The sequence below is a fragment of the Prevotella scopos JCM 17725 genome (assembly GCF_018127785.1).
In the GTDB taxonomy this organism is placed as follows: domain Bacteria; phylum Bacteroidota; class Bacteroidia; order Bacteroidales; family Bacteroidaceae; genus Prevotella; species Prevotella scopos.
This window is the reverse complement of sequence record NZ_CP072390.1, coordinates 354,023-373,438: the sequence shown is the minus strand read 5'-3', so window position 1 is coordinate 373,438 and position 19,416 is coordinate 354,023. Positions and strand designations below refer to the sequence as shown.

Genomic DNA, 19,416 nt, shown 5'->3' with positions numbered 1-19,416 from the left:
GGGGTTAAACTTGGGTTAACAACGACCCGATTAACAACTTCTTCCAAACGGGTTGGCAAAAAAACATCTATGCTTCAGTCTCAAAAGCATTCAAGGGAAATCAGAATCTCTTTTTCTCATATAACATGAATGATGTAGCAGGTATTATTCCAGGCAACAAGGATAAACGACATAGCACAAAGATGGCATACGACCTTCGTTCCGGTCGTTTCTCACTCGGCGCTACCGCATCGTATATTCATGGTAACATCAGTCTTCCACAAACTGCAATGGGTAGATATGATGCAATATGGAACTTAATGATTAATCAGACACCATGGCCATACGTTGACGAGAGCACATGGCGAGCACAGAGCTGGACCTACGGAAATGACCGTTTCATCGGTAACCTCCATCTGAGCTATATGCTTCCAGCAGACGTAAAGATTGAGACAATCATTGGCGCAGACGTAAACCATACAGAGGGAATCTATCGCTTGCCTTTCGGTTACAAGTTAGGAAACAATGCTGAGGGTGCTAAAAATATTAGCAATCGTAGAAACTCTAACTTCAACTGGGACATAAAGGCTACTCGTAAGTTCCATCTTGCTGACAAATGGGATTTCACAGCAACCCTGCTCTCACAGATTGTACGTCAATATGAAACACTGAACAGCATCTCGGCTTCACGTTTCAGAAGTGATATCGATAATATCTCAGCTGCTACAGAACGTACTATATCTGAGTCAACTTTCGAGCAACGCACATGGGGTCTTTATGGCGAAGCATTCGTTAATTATGACAATCGTTTGTTTATCAATGCGGGGGTAAGACGTGACGCATCCAACCTCATTGGTAGTAATGTGGCAAGCATCTATTATCCTTCTTTGAGTGCATCCTATAATCTGAAGAATAAGAAATTCCGTGTTGCCTATGGTGAAAGTGGACGACTTCCCTACCCTACAGACGCCCGCACATCTTACGTCATGGACGGAATCAGTGCTTATGGCCCAATTGTTAAACCTCAGTACAAAGGCAACCCTGATATCAAGCCAGAGCGTATGAGAGAAATTGAATTAGGTACAGATTGGACTATCCGTAACAGACATACATTAGCACTTACGCTATATGCACAGTACACTACTGATGCCATCATCTACGACGACCTTCTGTCAAGCGATGGCTGGATTGGAAGCGTTCCACGTAACGTAGGACGCATTAAGGGGCATGGTATAGAGTTCAGTTATAATGGTAACCTCTGGAAACAGGCAAATCGTCATTCTCTTGACGTATATGCAAACCTTAATTATCAGGCAAACAAAGTAACTGATACTGGCGGAAAGGATATCAACAACTATCCGAACGTTGTAAAAGTGGGGCAACCTGTCTATGCTTTCTATTATCACACTGTTGAGAAGCCAGCATTTAATGCAGATGGAACATACAACCCAAAAATAGGTGCAATAGAGAGTGATGACTATCAGTATCTTGGTAAGCCATTCCCATCTGTTAATGGTTCGTTTGGTTTCGACCTAAAACTCTTCAGCCATTTCACCTTCGGTACAAAGTGGAATTATGCTTTGGGGGCATCTGTCTATAACCAAAGCTTCTATAATGTATCTGGTTTGGGCGACAACTTGAAAAAGCGTAACGACCAGTTGCAGGCTCTCACTAATGCTACCGTAGGTACTACTGAATATAACCAAATTGCAGAGGAACTCGCTCGCAGCGCACGATTCAGAGCTAACTACATTGAGAAAGCTAACTTCCTCCGCTTGTCAACCCTCTACTTAGGTTATGACCTATCATCACTCTCACGTAAGTGGACACGAAACGTTGTCAATGGAATGCGTTTCTCTTTCGCAATACAAAATGTATTTGTCCTTACCAACTACTCTGGTGCTGACCCACAAGTAGAAGGCAATGGTGGAAATCGTAAGCAGAGAGGTATTGGAAGCCTATCACGTGACATCACCAATACACCGCATCCACGTACATACACAGCAACATTAAGTTTCACATTATAAAAGAAGACGTTAAAATGAAAAAATCAATATATGCTATTCTCGCCCTTTCTATACTATTCGCAAGTTGTGATTCATGGGTAGAAAATGCGGAAACACCAAGTAATACACTTACAAGAGACCAACTGAATAAATCGGCAATGGTTGCTAATGTTCAAAGCAATAGTATTACTGATGGTCCGTTGGTAGCCTACGTAAAGACGCTTCAAGGCGATGCCTCTGCTGCAGCCTTCCTCGCTTTGGGTACAACCGTTGACGAATTGACCGAAGGAACGATTCCTAATGCACTCCTATATCGTCAGATAGCAACTGACAACCTCACCCCAACTTCGGGAACTCAGAATGATCTATGGAATAAAATCCATAACTATTATGCACGCAGTATTGAACTAACAGAGATAGCAGGACAGATAACAGGAACAAATGCAGAGCAGACAGAGATTGTAAAAGCATATGGTAACTACGTTGGACATCTCCATGCCGGTTACGCTCTTCAGTTGCTTGCAGAGTCTTTCTCCACGACCCCTGCAGCAGAAGGAGGTTCTGTTATCCTGAATAAGGCTGTTGTTTCGCACGAGACATTACTAAACAAAGCTAAGGAGCAATATGAAGCTGCAGAGAAAGCTGCAAAGTCTGATGCACTAAAGTCCTTCAAGGGCTTTGACCAAGACGCAGCTATCCGACAAGTAAAAACTTACGAACTAAAACTGGCTATGCATCGTGGACAATACGCAGACGCTAAGACTTTCGTAGAAGGTGCATTGAAGGATGGTGAAACAGTGGAGGTAATCTATAACAACGATGGTGCAGACAACCCACTTTACAGTGCTATCGGTCCTAATAGTCGTGACGTGCAGGTAAGCCCTTCTTTGGAGGCAGCAAGAACTACCTCTGCCGATAAGAAAGCTTTACCATTAGCGCACGCAAGTGTAGATAAGAAGAACCCGAATCGTTATAATATCTATGCGTCAGCGCTAACAAGAAAGGGTTCTATGATACTCTCAAACGATGATGACATCCATCTTATCAAGGCTGAGCTCATTGAAAGAGGTGTTATGACGGGTGATGCAATGACAGAGGTTAATAAGGTCATTGGCAAGTATGACGCTGCAAGTCAACTTTCAACCGCCCCTACCCTCGCTCAAATAGCCGAGTTGCGTCGCATCTTCCTTGCTTTCCGTGGTGAGCGCACAGCGGATATCCGTCGCGGACTGGAACAAGGTACTGCCGCAACAACTTGGGCAAGCCGTAAAATCAAGTGGTTACCAATGCCCGAGAAAGAATTGCAAAGCCAAAGATTATAAGGATTGGAACACCCTTTTTACCCACAACGGACGCACAATTTGTGTGTCCGTTTTTTGCTATTAGACAAGCATCTTTTAGGGTCGTTCCGTTAAATATGTAAATGCTTATTGTGTTTGAAAGAGATGAGAACTATTCCTTAATACAATATTCCACTCTAAAAAAGTTGGCTTAAAATAAATGCAGAACAACTTCGATATTATAGTCAACGCATTGGAAGACAGGTATCAAGAAAAGCTCACAACAGTGGACATATTTTAAGCAAGCGTTAATGGTCCACGCTCATAGGTGTTCACAAAGCAATTTAGTTAGAATAGCCATGAAATAGAGGAGTGGAAAACTTTAGTCATTTAACATCGATTAGCCAACACCTACAAGAGAGTTCATGATAATAATAAAAAGAACTATACCTGTAATGACTACATAAAGCCAGTCGCGCTGAATACTAAAATCAACCAACGAGAGCACAACACGCATTACTGGTGTAAGCATAAGGACAATAACCCCCAATTGTACCCAACCTGCAGCTGAGAACGATAGAACCGACTTAAAGATTCCCTCAAACGTGGTATAACTAATATCTCCCTTATGGAATTCACTATAATCGGGCAAGGTAGAATCAGAAGAGGTAACAAGATACCAAATACCTCCTATCAAGGCGATTAGACATGCTGTAAAGACTCCAATGCGCAAGGTATTGCCAATCAGAGCATTCATATTATTCTTTGAGTTTGAACTACTTTCCATATCAGAACTTACCTATTATACCATTATATATCATATTTAAAGCAGCCAACAAAATAGCCACAGCAAAAATCTTTCTCAATAGCCTCACATCTAAACGCTTCAGTAACTTTGCACCACTCATTGCACCAGCTAACACGCCAACCATTATTGGAAAGGCAATACCTGGTTCAACATATCCACGCTGAAGATAAACAACAGCAGACGTTACAGCTGTAACACCAATCATGAAATTACTTGTAGTTGTACTTACCTTAAACGGGACTTTCATGCACCCATCCATTGCTAATACCTTTAATGCGCCACTACCAATACCTAATAGTCCAGATAAAGCACCAGCAAGAACCATTACAGAGAAACCTCCTGTAACATTGGTCAACTCATACTTTTGCTGTTTACCATCTTTAGTAGGATAAGAACCAAACAGTTTTAATTTCATAGCCAACCGACTCCCTTTCACATCCACATAATCGGTCTTCTGGCGAAACTGCAATGCTATTGTAAGGAGTAAGACCGCACCGAAGACAATAGCAATGGCATTCGTTGGCATCCATAAAGCTACCGCGGCACCCAAGACAGCACCTATACTCGTTGCTATTTCAAGGAACATACCCAAACGAATGTTGGTCATACCTTCTTTCACATACGCGCTCGCCGACCCCGAAGATGTAGCAATAGAAGCTACCAAAGCTGCTCCGATTGCATAATGAAAGTCAATGCCAAAACATAAGGTAAGAAGAGGAATAACAATAACGCCTCCACCTAATCCAGTCAAGGAACCCAGTAAACCTGCACAATAGGCACCTAACAATAAAAGAATAGTAAATACAATAATACTCATTGAGATTTAATTTTGAATGCAAAAGTAAGCAAATATTTCGATTGTAGATAGCTTTTTTAAGAAATTAAACTAAGCCTTATCTAAAAACAAAGAAACACCATTGACCAAAAGAAGTACATTTATCATGCTAAGAATCTTACATTCTCAAACACGCTAGCGCAATTACTGCTAAAATTTTAATCTTAAAGGGATTATTTATGCATCGACCTTACCATTGCCGAATGGAGCGATGGTGCGTGGTCCCTGCTCTTTGGGTTTGTGGCGGTCAATCTTACCAAACTCTTTCTCATAGCGTACTACACATTGCCCTGCAAAGCTGCAAGAAGACGCAATGCGTACTCAAGAACAATAAATTCTTTCTCCTTTTACGCAATGATAATACATTAAAGTTATTTGCTCTAATCTAACTATAAAAGTTTTACTCTAAACCTATTAGATTTCCACATCAAAATAACACTACTAACAGAACTTTCTTTAGGTTCATCCACTAAAGTCAAATCAATCAATAGAGCCTTATCACATTTTTTTGGTATCTTTCCGTCTTCTGCGAGGCTACTTATTCCCATGTCAACTAATACTTGTAAATTATTTTCATGCAGTTCAAAACCAACACATGCTCTTTTGGTTTCAAAAGAAAACCTAATTGACTTACAAAAGATGCCCTTTTGAGGTCTTACTTTCGCCCTTCTAAAGTCCAATTAGGTACCTTTTCTTACACAGGCTCATAACTAACTGATTTACTATCGGTTACAAACTTGTCTTTTGCATATATTTTTGCCGTTATTTGTAGATGTTTTATTCAAAATTATGTAATAATTTTTCAAAACCATTATCTACAACGCTTTTTTTTACAGCATTTTTATTTACCTTTGTAAATCAAAAGAACATCTTATTATGTGGATATTTATAGAGTTTATCATTACACTGATACTTATGCCCTTTATCATTAAGTGGAGAGATTGGGGCTGGCTATCGTGCTTCATATTTATAGGACTAAGCCTTACTTTCACACCTCTTGTTGGTATCTTTTTTTGGCCTATATGACAAAAATGTGCTTAAAATCCTTGTAACTATCTAATAATCATTATCTTTGTTTTATTTATATTTTTATGGCAAAAAATCTGCTTTTATTGTGGCTCAAAATCGACTATAAAACGTGGTCATCTTAATGGTAGTCAACGCTGGTATTGTAAGTGCTGTAAGAGGAGCTTTGTTGGACATAATCGCCTTACCAATACCATTGTCAATAATCGTTATTCCAAGGGTAATCTAACAGTCAAAGATCTATCAGAGGAGTACGGAGTTTCAACCAGGACAATTTATAGAAAACTCACCAAATCTTATAAAGAAGAACTTCCCAACCTTCTTGTTCGCCCTGTAGTGGTTTTAATGGATGCCACCTATTGGGGACGTAATTTTGGTGTCGTTATCATGAAGGATTCATTGTCTGGTGATGTACTTTGGTTTAAGTTTATCAATAGGCATGAACGTCTTGAAGACTATAAGGAGGGCATAAGCTACTTGGAGTCACTTGGGTATACCATTCAAGGGCTTGTATGCGATGGTTTTAAGGGACTTAGGCAAGCTTTTCCCAATTATAAATTCCAATTATGCCAGTTCCATCAAGTAATGACTATAAAGACAAAACTAACTTCAAGACCCAAGCTTGAGGCTTCAAAAGAACTGCTTGAATTATCCAAGATGTTATGTCATACGGACAAGGAGTCCTTTATTGGGGCTTTAAAGGAATGGTACACCAAGTGGGAGGATTTTCTTAAGGAACGGACAACAACAGAAGATGGAAAATCACATTATACTCATAAAGCTCTACGTAGTGCTTTTTTGAGCCTTAAAAGGAATATGTCGTCATTGTGGACATACTATGATTACCCTGAATTGAAGATGCCAAATACAAACAATGCCATTGAATCACTCAATGCAGATTTAAAGACAAAATTGAACCTACACAAGGGGATCAGTATGGAAAGAAGAAAGATCTTCATCCAAGACTTTATAAAGTCCCATTCTCCTAAGAAATAAAAGGGGAATGGGAGATTTTAAGCACATTTTTGTCACATAAGAGAAAACGACGCTAAAATAAGCACACTTTTGTCACATAAGCCCTTTTTTTATAAATATGCTTTTCGAGGTTAAATCCATTACGCCCAAATGGTTGACGAACTGATTTCCTACTATTGCTATAGACACAAGTAATACGACAACTGCACATTCTATATCTCTCGAGATTATCAAAAAACGAAAGCCGCCCGATTGCTCGGACGGCTTCATTATTTATTCCTTAAAAAGATGCTTATGCATCAACCTTACCAGGACCGAATGGAGCTATCGTACGTGGCTCCTGATTTGGCTCGTGGCGATCAATCTTACCAAACTCTTTCTCATAGCGTACTACATTGTCCTGCAAAGCTGCAAGGAGACGCAATGCGTGCTCAGGAGCAATAATAACACGGCTTGTTACTGTTGCCTTTGGAACACCTGGTAGAAGTGTAGCAAAATCGAGTACAAACTCTGAACTTGAATGAGAGATTATCTGGAAGTTTGTATAAACACCTTTAGCGATTTCTGGTGAGAGATCAATCTGCAACTGCTGTCCCTCTTGATTCTGATTGTTATTGTCCATTTTGTTAATATGATTTAGATAATAATTTATTACTCTTATGCAAAGATACAACATTAAAATGATTTGCCCAAATCAACCACAAAGATTAACCTTTGAATTTAAGCAGACAGGTCAAACCTTTTATGTCAACCTAAATAAAAAAGATTCTATAACGAATCGTGTGGGTTGTGTATTGATATTCCACCGGTTTGGTGCGGGCGCTTAGCACATGTGGTGCGGATGCTTAGCACCAATGGTGCGGATGGTATGCACCACATGTGCGGAGGATTAACACCATTGCTGTATATGTAAGGGTAGGGATTTAATGTGCATTAAGTGAATTAAAACTAAGGTTAATTGCGAGTCTTATTTGGTTGAAGGCTATACTTTTTTTGACAATATTTTTAGGCTCTATGACAAATTACCCACACGATTCATTATAGAGCCATAAAAAATAAAAAGGGATTCACAACATGATTGCAAACCCCTTTTTATCTTATATATGAAAGGCTAAAGATTACTCTTGTGTAGCCTCTGCCTCTTGCTTAGAGAAGTCAAGAATGTTCTTCTTATTTGCTTCCATACGCTCATGTTCCTCTTGAGAACCAACGATAAGTTTCTGCCACTGGCGAAGACCTGTACCAGCTGGGATGAGGTGACCGCAGATTACGTTCTCCTTCATGCCTTCAAGGTTATCGCTCTTGCCACGGAGAGCAGCCTCGTTAAGTACCTTTGTTGTCTCCTGGAAGGAAGCAGCACTCATAAAGCTCTTAGTACCGAGGGCAGCACGTGTGATACCCTGAAGAATCTGGGTAGCTGTTGCTTGAACAGCATCACGTACCTGAACGAGTTTGAGGTCACGACGCTTAAGGCTTGAGTTCTCGTCACGCAACTTGCGTACAGAAAGAATTTGCCCCTTATAGCAATTCTCTGAGTCGCCTGGATCGGTAACAACCTTCTTGCCCCAGATACGATCATTCTCCTCAGCGAAGTCTAGTTTATCAATAAGTTCTTGCTCAAGGAATGTTGTATCACCTGGATCGTCAATACGTACCTTACGCATCATCTGACGAACGATAATCTCAAAGTGTTTGTCATTGATCTTCACACCTTGTAAACGATATACGTCCTGAACCTCATTAACAATATACTCCTGAACAGCTGTTGGACCCATGATAGACAGGATATCAGCTGGAGTGATAATACCATCGGACAATGGAGTACCCGCACGAACAGCATCATGTTCCTGTACAAGAATCTGCTTAGACAAGCTTACAAGGTACTTACGTTGCTCACCAGTCTTAGAGGTCACGATAATCTCGCGGTTACCACGTTTCACCTTACCCATTGTAATCTCGCCATCGATTTCAGAAACGACAGCTGGGTTAGATGGGTTACGAGCCTCGAAGAGCTCAGTAACACGTGGAAGACCACCAGTAATGTCACCGGCACCACCAACTGAACGCGGAATCTTAACGAGTGTCATACCCGTCTTCATCTCAGCACCATCGAGTACAACCTGCTCTAAGTGACCACCTACAGGAAGGTTATATGTTCCGAGGATATCAGATGGAGCATAAAGACCATCAGGCCCCTTCTTAGCACCAACCTTAACAATATCAACTGTTGGCAGTTTTGTCTTATCGCGTGAGTCGATGATGATACGCTCAGTAAGACCTGTTGCATCATCGGTCTCTGCCTTGTAAGTAACGCCCTCAATAACATCGTGAAGACGAAGGATACCAGCATACTCACTAACAATAACAGCGTTGAATGGGTCCCACTTACAGATCAAATCACCCTTCTTAACAGTATCACCAGACTTGAAGTAAAGTGAACTACCATAAGGTACGTTATCAGTAAGGAGTACGATACCAGTGTTAGGATCAACGAAGCGGATTTCAGCCAAACGGCTAACAACCATCTGACACTCCTTCTCATCATCGTCAACGTATGGTACGGTACGAAGTTCGTCAAACACAATCTTAGCATCATTCTTGGCTGTAATAGTTGCATTGGCTGCAGCATTACCAGCCACACCGCCGGCGTGGAACGTACGAAGTGTAAGCTGTGTACCTGGCTCACCAATTGCCTGTGCAGCAATTACACCAACAGCCTCACCCATCTGTACCATACGTGCAGTAGCAAGGTTACGTCCGTAACACTTCTTACATACACCTTTCTTGCTTTCACAAGTGAGTACAGAACGGATTTCAACCATCTCAATAGGAGAGTTTTCTATAGCCTGTGCCTTTGCTTCTGTAATCTCCTCACCTGCTGCAACGAGAATGTCACCAGTAGAAGGATTGATAACATCGTGAACAGAAACACGGCCTAAGATACGCTCATAAAGACTTGCAATAACCTCATCACCATTCTTCAAGGCACGACACTCGAGGCCACGGAGTGAGCCACAATCTTCCTCGTTGATAATAACATCATGAGAAACATCAACAAGACGACGGGTTAGGTATCCAGCATCGGCAGTCTTCATAGCCGTATCGGCAAGACCCTTACGAGCACCATGAGAAGCAATAAAGTACTCCAACACAGACATACCTTCCTTAAAGTTAGAGATAATTGGGTTCTCAATAATCTGAGCACCTTCAGCACCTGCTTTCTGTGGCTTTGCCATAAGACCACGCATACCAGCAAGCTGAGCAATCTGGTCAGCAGAACCACGGGCACCAGAGTCGAGCATCATATATACTGCGTTAAAGCCCTGGTCAGCCTCTGTCATGTGCTTCATAACAGCCTCCTTAAGATTGTTATTTACGTGTGTCCATGCATCAATAACCTGATTATAACGCTCCTTATCAGTAATGAAACCCATCTCATAGTTAGCCTTCACCTGATCAACTTCGCCCTGTCCCTTACCTACGATGTCTTTCTTCTCATCCGGAACGATGATATCATCAAGGTTAAATGAAAGACCAGCAACATAAGCCATTCGGTAACCAAGATTCTTGATACCATCAAGGAACTCACAAGCACGTGCCATACCGACAGCCTTAATAACATCAGCAATAAGACCACGGAGTGATTTCTTTGAAATAATACCATTGAAGAATCCGATCTCGGTTGGAATCATCTGATTAACGATAACACGACCAACAGATGTTTCAACCATACGCTTCTGGATCTTACCATCAACGAGGTCATCAACGATTACCTTAACCTGGGCATGAAGATTACATCTCTTCTCATTGAAAGCAATGATTGCTTCTTCAGCACCGTAAAACGTAAGACCTTCTCCCTTAGCACCTGGACGAATCTTTGTGATATAATAGAGACCAAGCACCATGTCTTGTGAAGGAACGGTGATAGGCGCACCATTAGCAGGGTTAAGAATGTTGTGGCTCTGGAGCATCAAAATCTGAGTTTCCAATATAGCCTCATTACTTAATGGGAGGTGGACAGCCATCTGGTCACCATCAAAGTCAGCATTGAACGCTGTACATGCCAATGGGTGCAACTGGATAGCCTTACCCTCGATAAGCTTAGGTTGGAATGCCTGGATACCAAGACGGTGAAGTGTCGGGGCACGGTTCAACATTACTGGGTGACCCTTCATTACATTCTCAAGGATATCCCAAATTACCGGTTCACGACGATCAACAATCTTCTTGGCACTCTTAACCGTTTTCACAATACCACGCTCAATGAGCTTGCGAATAATGAATGGCTTATAGAGCTCTGCTGCCATCAACTTAGGCAGACCACACTCGCCCATCTTCAACTCAGGACCAACAACGATTACTGAACGCGCAGAATAGTCAACACGCTTACCGAGGAGGTTCTGACGGAAACGTCCTTGCTTACCCTTCAAAGAATCTGAGAGTGACTTCAGAGGACGATTACTCTCGCTCTTAACAGCCGATGACTTACGACTATTATCGAAGAGTGAATCAACAGCTTCCTGAAGCATACGCTTCTCATTACGGAGAATAACCTCAGGAGCCTTAATCTCCATCAAACGCTTCAAACGATTGTTACGGATGATAACGCGACGATAGAGATCGTTGAGGTCAGAGGTTGCAAAGCGACCACCATCCAATGGTACTAATGGACGAAGTTCTGGTGGAGTAACAGGGATAATCTTCATAATCATCCACTCTGGTCTATTCACGCCTATTGACTGGCGGAAACCTTCAACGACCTGCAGACGCTTCAAAGCTTCTGTCTTACGCTGTTGGCTAGAATCAGTTGTTGCACGATCACGTAACTCGCCAGCTAAACGATCCAAGTCGATATTTTGAAGGAGGTCGTAGATAGCCTCTGCACCCATCTTTGCAATAAACTTACTAGGATCAGAATCGTCTAAGCGTTCATTACCCTCAGGGAGCTTATTGTCAAGGATATCAAGGTACTCATCTTCTGAAAGAAGGTCGAACTTATGAGAACCATTCAAATCCTCATCAGTCTCAGCATTCTTCATACCTTCTACGACACCCGGCTGGATGACAACATATTTCTCGTAGTAGATAACAGCATCAAGTTTCTTGGTTGGCATACCGAGGAGATAGCCAATCTTATTAGGAAGACTACGGAAATACCAAATATGTGCAACAGGAACAACCAGTTCAATGTGTCCAGCGCGCTCACGACGCACCTTCTTTTCTGTTACCTCAACACCACAACGATCACATACGATACCTTTATAACGGATACGCTTGTACTTACCGCAGGCACACTCATAATCCTTTGTTGGACCAAAGATACGCTCGCAGAACAAACCATCACGTTCTGGTTTATAGGTACGGTAATTGATCGTCTCTGGCTTGGTTACTTCACCAAAAGAGTTCTCAAGAATCTCCTCAGGTGAAGCCAGTCCGATAGTAATTTTGCTGAAATTACTCTTTACTTTATTATCTTTCTTAAAAGCCATGTTTTACTTCTATTATGGGGTGTACGTATTAATCAAGTTTGACACTCAGACCGAGACCACGAAGTTCGTGTAACAACACGTTTAGTGACTCTGGAATACCTGGAGTTGGCATTGGTTCACCCTTAACAATAGCCTCGTAAGCCTTTGAACGACCAACGACATCATCAGACTTGATTGTCAGGATTTCTTGGAGAACATGAGATGCACCGAATGCCTCAATAGCCCAAACCTCCATCTCTCCGAAACGCTGACCACCAAACTGTGCCTTACCACCAAGTGGCTGCTGTGTAATCAATGAGTATGGACCGATACTACGAGCATGCATCTTATCCTCAACCATGTGTCCAAGCTTCAAGAAGTAAGTGATACCTACTGTAGCTGGCTGGTCGAACTTCTCACCTGTCTCACCATCATAGATATAGGTTGAACAGAGATTTGGCAAACCTGCCTTATCTGTCCACTCCTTCAAGTCAGAAAGCTTAGCACCATCGAAGATAGGAGTAGCAAACTTAACACCTAACTTACGACCAGCAGCACCGAGGATAGCCTCGAAAATCTGACCAAGGTTCATACGAGAAGGCACACCCATTGGGTTCAATACCAAATCTACAGGACTACCATCCTCAAGGAAAGGCATATCTTCTGTACGAACAACCTTTGATACAATACCCTTATTACCATGACGACCTGCAAGTTTATCACCCACCTGAATCTTACGTTTCTTAGCGATGTAAACCTTAGCCATCTGCAATACACCTGAAGGAAGTTCATCACCAATAGTGATGGCAAACTTCTTACGCTTCATCTCAGCATCCATCTGCTTGTATTTGCGTATGAAGTTCATAATCAACTGCTGAATCAAGAGGTTTGTATGCTCATCATCAGTCCAACCATTTGATTGGATTCCCTCATAATCGAGGTTCTTCAACGCAGCTACAGTGAACTTGCTTCCCTTTGTGATGATCTCAGCATCAGAGTAGTCTTTAACACCCTCAGATACCTTGTCTTCTGTCAATTCGAGTAATTTATCAACCAAAAGGTCTTTCAAATCATTGATCTTAGCCTCCTGCTCCTCATCAATCTTTGCAAGTATGTTCTTGTCTTGACGCTTGCTTTCACGTGTCTTGATAGCACGGCTGAAGAGTTTTTTATCAATAACAACACCGCTCAACGATGGGTTAGCCTTCAATGAAGAATCCTTAACATCACCTGCCTTATCACCAAAGATTGCACGAAGCAACTTCTCTTCCGGTGAAGGATCACTTTCACCCTTAGGAGAAATCTTACCAATCATGATATCGCCTGGCTCAACACGAGCACCGATACGGATTATACCATTATCGTCAAGGTCTTTTGTAGCTTCCTCACTGACATTAGGAATATCAGCAGTAAATTCTTCGACACCACGCTTAGTTTCACGTACTTCAAGGGAGTACTCATCAACATGAACAGAAGTCAATACATCTTCGCGAACCATGCGCTCAGAAATTACGATAGCATCCTCATAGTTGTAACCCTTCCAAGGCATGTATGCCACAACAAGGTTACGACCCAATGCTAACTCACCGTTCTCAGTTGCATAGCCTTCAGTAAGGATATCACCCTTCTTCACACGCTGCCCCTTATCACAGATAGGACGAAGGTCAACTACCATGTTCTGATTAGTACGACGGAACTTAGGTATGCGATATTCTTTCAAAGCTGGCTCAAAGCTAACGAACTCCTCATCATCAGTACGATCGTAAAGAATACGGATAGTGGAAGCATCAACGTAGTCGATAACACCATCGCCCTCAGCTGTAACCATTGTACGTGAATCCTCACATACCTGCTTCTCAAGACCGGTTCCAACAATAGGCGCATCATTATGAAGCAAAGGTACTGCCTGGCGCATCATGTTACATCCCATCAAAGCACGGTGACCATCATCATGCTCCAAGAATGGGATAAGACCTGCTGATACTGAGGCAATCTGTTGTGGAGATACGTCGATAAGATCAACATCAATAGGAGATACAACAGGATAATCAGCATCCTGGCGACACTTAACATAATCACGAATGAATGTACCATCTGAATTCAATGGTGCATTACCCTGTCCGATAATCTTATCTTCCTCTTCCTCTGCAGTTAAGTAAACAACATCCTTGTTATCCATGTCAACCTTTGCGTCATGCACTCGGCGATATGGTGTAACGATAAAACCAAGATCGTTAATCTTAGCATACATACAGAGTGATGAAATCAAACCAATGTTTGGACCTTCAGGAGACTCAATAGGACATAGGCGACCATAATGTGTATAATGAACGTCACGTACCTCGAAACCTGCACGCTCACGAGAAAGACCACCAGGACCAAGAGCCGAAAGACGACGTTTGTGTGTTACCTCTGCTAATGGGTTGGTCTGGTCCATGAACTGACTCAATGGATTAGTACCAAAGAAAGAGTTAATAACACTTGAGATGGTCTTTGCATTAATCAAATCAGTTGGCTGGAACACTTCGCTGTCTCGAACGTTCATACGCTCACGGATAGTACGATTCATACGTGCAAGACCAATAGAGAATTGATTAGCCAACTGCTCACCAACCGTACGAACACGACGGTTTGACAAGTGGTCAATATCATCAACCGTTGCATTTGAGTTAATGAGGTTGATAAGATATTTTATAATCGCAATGATGTCATCCTTGGTGAGTACACGTACATCCATGTCTGTGTCCAAATTCAACTTCTTGTTGATTCTGTAACGACCTACCTCACCCAAGTCATAACGCTTGTCTGAGAAGAATAGGTTTTGGAATACTTCACGTGCGCTTGCATCATCAGCAGCATCAGCATTACGCAACTGACGATAAATATAGTTAACTGCCTCTATCTCCGAGTGGCTTGGATCTTTAGCAAGTGTATTAAAAATAATAGAGTACTTGCTGGCAGCTTCTTCGTCTTTATGTAGTAAGATGGATGATACAGAGCTATCAATAATAACATCTGCTATCTCATCAGTAACAGTCGTTTCACGTTCAACAACAACCTCGTTTCTTTCAATAGAAACAACCTCACCGGTATCTTCATCAACGAAATCTTCAGTCCAAGACTTCATAACGTTACCAGCAAGTTTACGACCAATAGCTGCCTTCACATTCTTCTTATTTACCTTAACCTCCTCACAGAGATCAAAAATCTGAAGAATATCACGATCAGACTCATAACCGATTGCACGAAGCAATGTTGTTACAGGCAACTTCTTTTTACGGTCAATATAAGCATACATGACATTGTTGATGTCAGTGGCGAATTCAATCCATGACCCCTTAAAAGGAATGATACGAGCACTATAAAGTACTGTACCATTTGCATGAACACCCTGGCCAAAGAAGACACCCGGAGAACGATGTAACTGAGAAACAACAACACGTTCAGCGCCATTGATAACGAAAGTACCATTGCTGGTCATGTATGGAATTGTACCCAAGAACACATCCTGTATAAAAGTACCAAAATCCTCATGATCAGGATCAGTACAATACAGCTTCATTTTAGCCTTCAAAGGTACACTATAAGTCAAACCACGCTCAAAACACTCGTCAATAGAATATCTTGGTGGGTCAACATAGTAATCCAGGAACTCAAGGACGAAATTGTTACGCGTATCGGTGATAGGGAAGTTCTCTGCGAACACCTTATACAAACCGTCATTCTTGCGTTCCTCAGGCGGAGTATCCAGCTGTAGGAAGTCACGGAATGACTTCAACTGCACATCGAGGAAATCCGGATATGGGTACGGATTCTTTACGCTGGCGAAATTTACTCTGGGTTTATTTTCTAATGCCATAACTGAAATTAAATATTCAAATTTTTAAAGTCCAGCATCGGACTAAAAGAGGGAAAACTCCCTTGTATATGTCGAAAGACACAAAAAGGTTAGGACTCACCTACTTGGTAAATCCTAACCATTGTTTATTTATGGTGAAGAAGTAGAATTACTTCAACTCTACCTTAGCACCTTCTGCCTCGATAGCGGCCTTAAGGTTCTCAGCCTCTGCCTTAGCCATGCCTTCCTTCAAAGTAGAAGGTGCACCATCAACGAGATCCTTAGCTTCCTTCAAACCGAGACCACAAGCCTCTTTAACAGCCTTAACAACTTTGAGCTTGTTAGCACCAGCGTCAACGAGAACTACATCGAAATCTGTCTTCTCCTCAGCTGCGGCACCTGCAGCACCTGCAGCAGGACCTGCAACAGCAACAGCTGCAGCTGCTGGTTCAATACCATACTCGTCCTTGAGGACAGTTGCCAACTCATTTACTTCCTTAACAGTAAGATTTACTAACTCTTCTGCAATAGCTTTTACGTCTGCCATTTTATTCTAATTTTTTAATTTTTTGTTCTAAAAATAATATATCTGATTGACTTTATTAGATTTTTTACTCAGGACGCTCGCCTAAAGTCTTAAGCACACCATGGATGGTGCCAGCACCTGACTGGAGAGCAGAAACAACGTTCTTTGCAGGAGACTGCAGCAATGCCACAACATCTGCGATGAGCTCGTTCTTGCTCTTGAGAGCTGAAAGTTCTTCGAGTTTTTCAGCACCAACGAACAGAGATTCCTCTGCATAAGCAGCCTTAAGAGCAGGAATACCTTCCTTCTTATACTCCTTCAACAACTTTGCTGGTACGTTAGCAGTCTGTGTGAACATAACTGCTGTATTACCCTTCAAAGAACCATACAGTGGTTCAAAATCTACATCTGAAGCTTCAAAAGCTTTGTGAAGAAGGTTATTCTTCACAACAACCATGTTGATTTCGCTCTTGAAACACTTACGGCGAAGAGAACTTGTTGCCTCAGCATTCAATCCGGTTACATCAACCAAATAGAAATGAGGATAATTCTTAATTTTCTCACCGAGTTCAGCGATAATTGTATCTTTTACTTCTTTCTTCATTGTACAAAACTTTTAGAGTTATTCAGCTGATTTAGGATCAATCTTGACACCCTTACTCATTGTGCTAGAAATAAAGATACTCTTGATATATGTACCTTTAGCAGCAGCAGGCTTCAGCTTGATAACAGTAGAGATAAACTCCTTAGCGTTACCACAAATCTGCTCAGCAGTCATACTAACCTTACCGATTGATGTGTGGATAATACCAGCCTTATCAACCTTGAAGTCAATCTTTCCCTGCTTAACATCCTTAACTGCCTTAGCAACATCCATAGTCACAGTACCGCTCTTTGGGTTTGGCATCAATCCACGAGGACCGAGAATACGACCCAAAGGACCTAACTTACCCATACATGATGGCATAGTGATAATAACATCAATATCAGTCCATCCGCCCTTGATCTTCTCAACGTATTCGTCAAGACCAACATAATCAGCACCAGCTTCCTTAGCGGCAGCTTCCTGATCAGGTGTACAGAGACAGAGCACACGTGTGACTTTACCAGTTCCGTATGGAAGTGACACGACGCCACGAACCATCTGGTTAGCCTTACGTGGGTCAACACCGAGACGCACATCAATGTCAACAGAAGCGTCAAACTTAGTAGTGGTAATATCCTTTACCAACTGTGATGCCTCTGCCAATGAATATGCCTTCCCTGCTTCAACCTTCTCAGCTACTGATTTCTGATTTTTTGTCAGTTTACTCATTTTTACTTTTGAAGTTTAAAATTATTTACCAGGGAAGTCCCCTTTTACAGTGATACCCATACTACGAGCTGTACCAGCAATAAGTCTCATTGCACTCTCTACCGTAAAACAGTTGAGGTCTGGCATTTTGTCTTCTGCAATTGCCTTTACCTGCTCCCAAGTTACGGATGCAACCTTTTTGCGGTTTGGCTCTCCAGATCCGCCTTTCACCTTAGCTGCCTCCATGAGCTGAACAGCTGCTGGAGGTGTTTTAATGATAAAGCTGAAAGACTTATCGTTGTAGTAGGTAATTACGACTGGAAGAACTTTACCAGCCTTGTCCTGGGTACGGGCATTGAACTCCTTGCAGAACCCCATGATGTTAATACCCTTAGAGCCTAATGCAGGTCCTACTGGGGGGGAAGGATTTGCAGCGCCACCTTTAATCTGTAATTTGATTAATCCAGCTACTTCTTTAGCCATTTCTTTTGTTAATATTAAAAATTAAACTATAGTAGAATAATATCCGTAACAATACTATTCTTCTTTTGCGACTTGCATAAAACTAAGTTCCAATGGATTCTGACGACCAAAAATCATCACCATCACTTTCAGTTTGTGTTTCTCAGTATTCACCTCTTCGATGATACCATGAAAACCACTGAACGGACCATCAGTAACCTGTACCGTTTCACCTACCATGTATGGGATATTCTGTACTTCTACAAGTTCAGTATCTTCTACATTACCCAGCAAGCGATTGATATCAGCTTGACGGACAGGTGTAGGTTCAGACATACCTCCGAGAAATCCTAAAACATTAGGCATGAAACGCAACGTAGATGCTACATCTGCAGTCATATTGGCTTGGACAAGCACATAACCAGGAAGACTTAATTTTTCCTTGACAACACGCTTACCATCTTTACGCACAGTCGCGTGTTTTTCCATAGGTAGTAAAACCTCGAAAACACGCTCAGCAAGTTTTTCGTTCAGACGCAATTGGGCATCGATATATTCCTTTACCTTAGCCTCTTTGCCACTGACAGCACGAAGAACATACCATTTCTTTTCTGTATCTGCCATTTCCTAATGAATTATCTTGGATATACAAACTCCATTACGTGTTGGAACAAGGAATCCATAGCAAACACTACCAATGCAATGATAACGGAAGCAGAAATAACTACCATTGCACTATGTGTTAACTGGGCACGTGATGGCCAAGTAGTTTTATGCGCAAGTTCGTCGTAGCAAGCCTTGCAATAATTAACTATCTTATTAAACATAAAATTTTCTCTTATTGCACGGGTTGAAGGGCTCGAACCCTCGACACCTGGTTTTGGAGACCAGTGCTCTACCAACTGAGCTAAACCCGTAG

General features: G+C 41.9%; 15 protein-coding genes, 1 tRNA gene and 1 pseudogene. 3 read left to right on the top strand and 14 right to left on the bottom strand.

Annotated elements, in window-relative coordinates; all coding sequences use genetic code 11:
- The first annotated feature begins 125 nt into the window (after window positions 1–125).
- Window positions 126–2,006, top strand: coding sequence for a TonB-dependent receptor domain-containing protein (locus tag J4856_RS06835; RefSeq protein WP_234967333.1), 1,881 nt, complete (start codon window positions 126–128; stop codon window positions 2,004–2,006).
- A gap of 14 nt (window positions 2,007–2,020) precedes the next feature.
- On the top strand, window positions 2,021–3,307 hold the full coding sequence (locus J4856_RS06830; protein ID WP_025839984.1) for a hypothetical protein: 1,287 nt from the start codon (window positions 2,021–2,023) through the stop codon (window positions 3,305–3,307).
- Between the two features lie 358 nt (window positions 3,308–3,665).
- Here J4856_RS06830 and J4856_RS06825 read toward each other — a convergent pair whose 3' ends face one another.
- The 4 genes and pseudogenes from J4856_RS06825 to J4856_RS06815 form a co-directional block, all read right to left on the bottom strand.
- Complete coding sequence (locus tag J4856_RS06825; protein WP_025839983.1) at window positions 3,666–4,052, bottom strand: DUF1634 domain-containing protein; 387 nt, start codon at window positions 4,050–4,052, stop codon at window positions 3,666–3,668.
- Between the two features lies 1 nt (window position 4,053).
- Entirely contained in the window at window positions 4,054–4,890 is an 837-nt protein-coding gene (locus J4856_RS06820; RefSeq protein ID WP_025839982.1) for a sulfite exporter TauE/SafE family protein, read from the bottom strand.
- 195 nt (window positions 4,891–5,085) lie between these two features.
- Window positions 5,086–5,240: pseudogene (locus J4856_RS13215) on the bottom strand (DUF3467 domain-containing protein); the annotation flags it as partial.
- A gap of 57 nt (window positions 5,241–5,297) precedes the next feature.
- Window positions 5,298–5,588 (bottom strand): hypothetical protein, encoded by a 291-nt coding sequence (locus tag J4856_RS06815; RefSeq protein ID WP_025839981.1) that lies wholly within the window; start codon window positions 5,586–5,588, stop codon window positions 5,298–5,300.
- Between the two features lie 379 nt (window positions 5,589–5,967).
- Here J4856_RS06815 and J4856_RS06810 point away from each other — a divergent pair, with 379 nt between their 5' ends.
- Window positions 5,968–6,930 (top strand): IS256 family transposase, variant Zn-binding type, encoded by a 963-nt coding sequence (locus J4856_RS06810; protein WP_428842430.1) that lies wholly within the window; start codon window positions 5,968–5,970, stop codon window positions 6,928–6,930.
- A 271-nt stretch (window positions 6,931–7,201) separates the two neighbouring features.
- Here J4856_RS06810 and J4856_RS06805 read toward each other — a convergent pair whose 3' ends face one another.
- The 10 genes from J4856_RS06805 to J4856_RS06760 all read right to left on the bottom strand — a co-directional run bounded on the left by J4856_RS06805 (window position 7,202) and on the right by J4856_RS06760 (window position 19,414).
- Window positions 7,202–7,531 (bottom strand): DUF3467 domain-containing protein, encoded by a 330-nt coding sequence (locus J4856_RS06805; RefSeq protein ID WP_025838823.1) that lies wholly within the window; start codon window positions 7,529–7,531, stop codon window positions 7,202–7,204.
- Between the two features lie 496 nt (window positions 7,532–8,027).
- Window positions 8,028–12,398: a DNA-directed RNA polymerase subunit beta' gene (gene rpoC / locus J4856_RS06800; RefSeq protein ID WP_065367610.1), complete on the bottom strand. Its 4,371-nt coding sequence runs from the start codon at window positions 12,396–12,398 to the stop codon at window positions 8,028–8,030.
- Between the two features lie 28 nt (window positions 12,399–12,426).
- A complete protein-coding gene (rpoB, locus tag J4856_RS06795) occupies window positions 12,427–16,236 on the bottom strand; it encodes a DNA-directed RNA polymerase subunit beta (RefSeq protein WP_025838821.1) in 3,810 nt (1,269 codons plus the stop codon).
- 148 nt (window positions 16,237–16,384) lie between these two features.
- Window positions 16,385–16,762, bottom strand: coding sequence for a 50S ribosomal protein L7/L12 (rplL, locus tag J4856_RS06790; protein ID WP_025838819.1), 378 nt, complete (start codon window positions 16,760–16,762; stop codon window positions 16,385–16,387).
- A 64-nt stretch (window positions 16,763–16,826) separates the two neighbouring features.
- The gene (gene rplJ / locus J4856_RS06785) at window positions 16,827–17,345 is read right to left on the bottom strand and encodes a 50S ribosomal protein L10 (RefSeq protein ID WP_025838817.1); all 519 of its coding nucleotides are present in this window, start codon (window positions 17,343–17,345) and stop codon (window positions 16,827–16,829) included.
- An 18-nt stretch (window positions 17,346–17,363) separates the two neighbouring features.
- A complete protein-coding gene (gene rplA / locus J4856_RS06780) occupies window positions 17,364–18,056 on the bottom strand; it encodes a 50S ribosomal protein L1 (protein ID WP_025838815.1) in 693 nt (230 codons plus the stop codon).
- 21 nt (window positions 18,057–18,077) lie between these two features.
- A complete protein-coding gene (gene rplK, locus J4856_RS06775) occupies window positions 18,078–18,518 on the bottom strand; it encodes a 50S ribosomal protein L11 (RefSeq protein WP_025838813.1) in 441 nt (146 codons plus the stop codon).
- A gap of 54 nt (window positions 18,519–18,572) precedes the next feature.
- Complete coding sequence (gene nusG / locus J4856_RS06770) at window positions 18,573–19,121, bottom strand: transcription termination/antitermination protein NusG (protein WP_025838811.1); 549 nt, start codon at window positions 19,119–19,121, stop codon at window positions 18,573–18,575.
- A gap of 11 nt (window positions 19,122–19,132) precedes the next feature.
- Window positions 19,133–19,324 carry a preprotein translocase subunit SecE gene (gene secE, locus J4856_RS06765; protein ID WP_025838808.1) on the bottom strand — a complete coding sequence of 64 codons (192 nt, stop codon included), beginning with the start codon at window positions 19,322–19,324 and terminating at the stop codon, window positions 19,133–19,135.
- A gap of 17 nt (window positions 19,325–19,341) precedes the next feature.
- Window positions 19,342–19,414, bottom strand: a tRNA-Trp gene (locus J4856_RS06760).
- Window positions 19,415–19,416 lie beyond the last annotated feature (2 nt).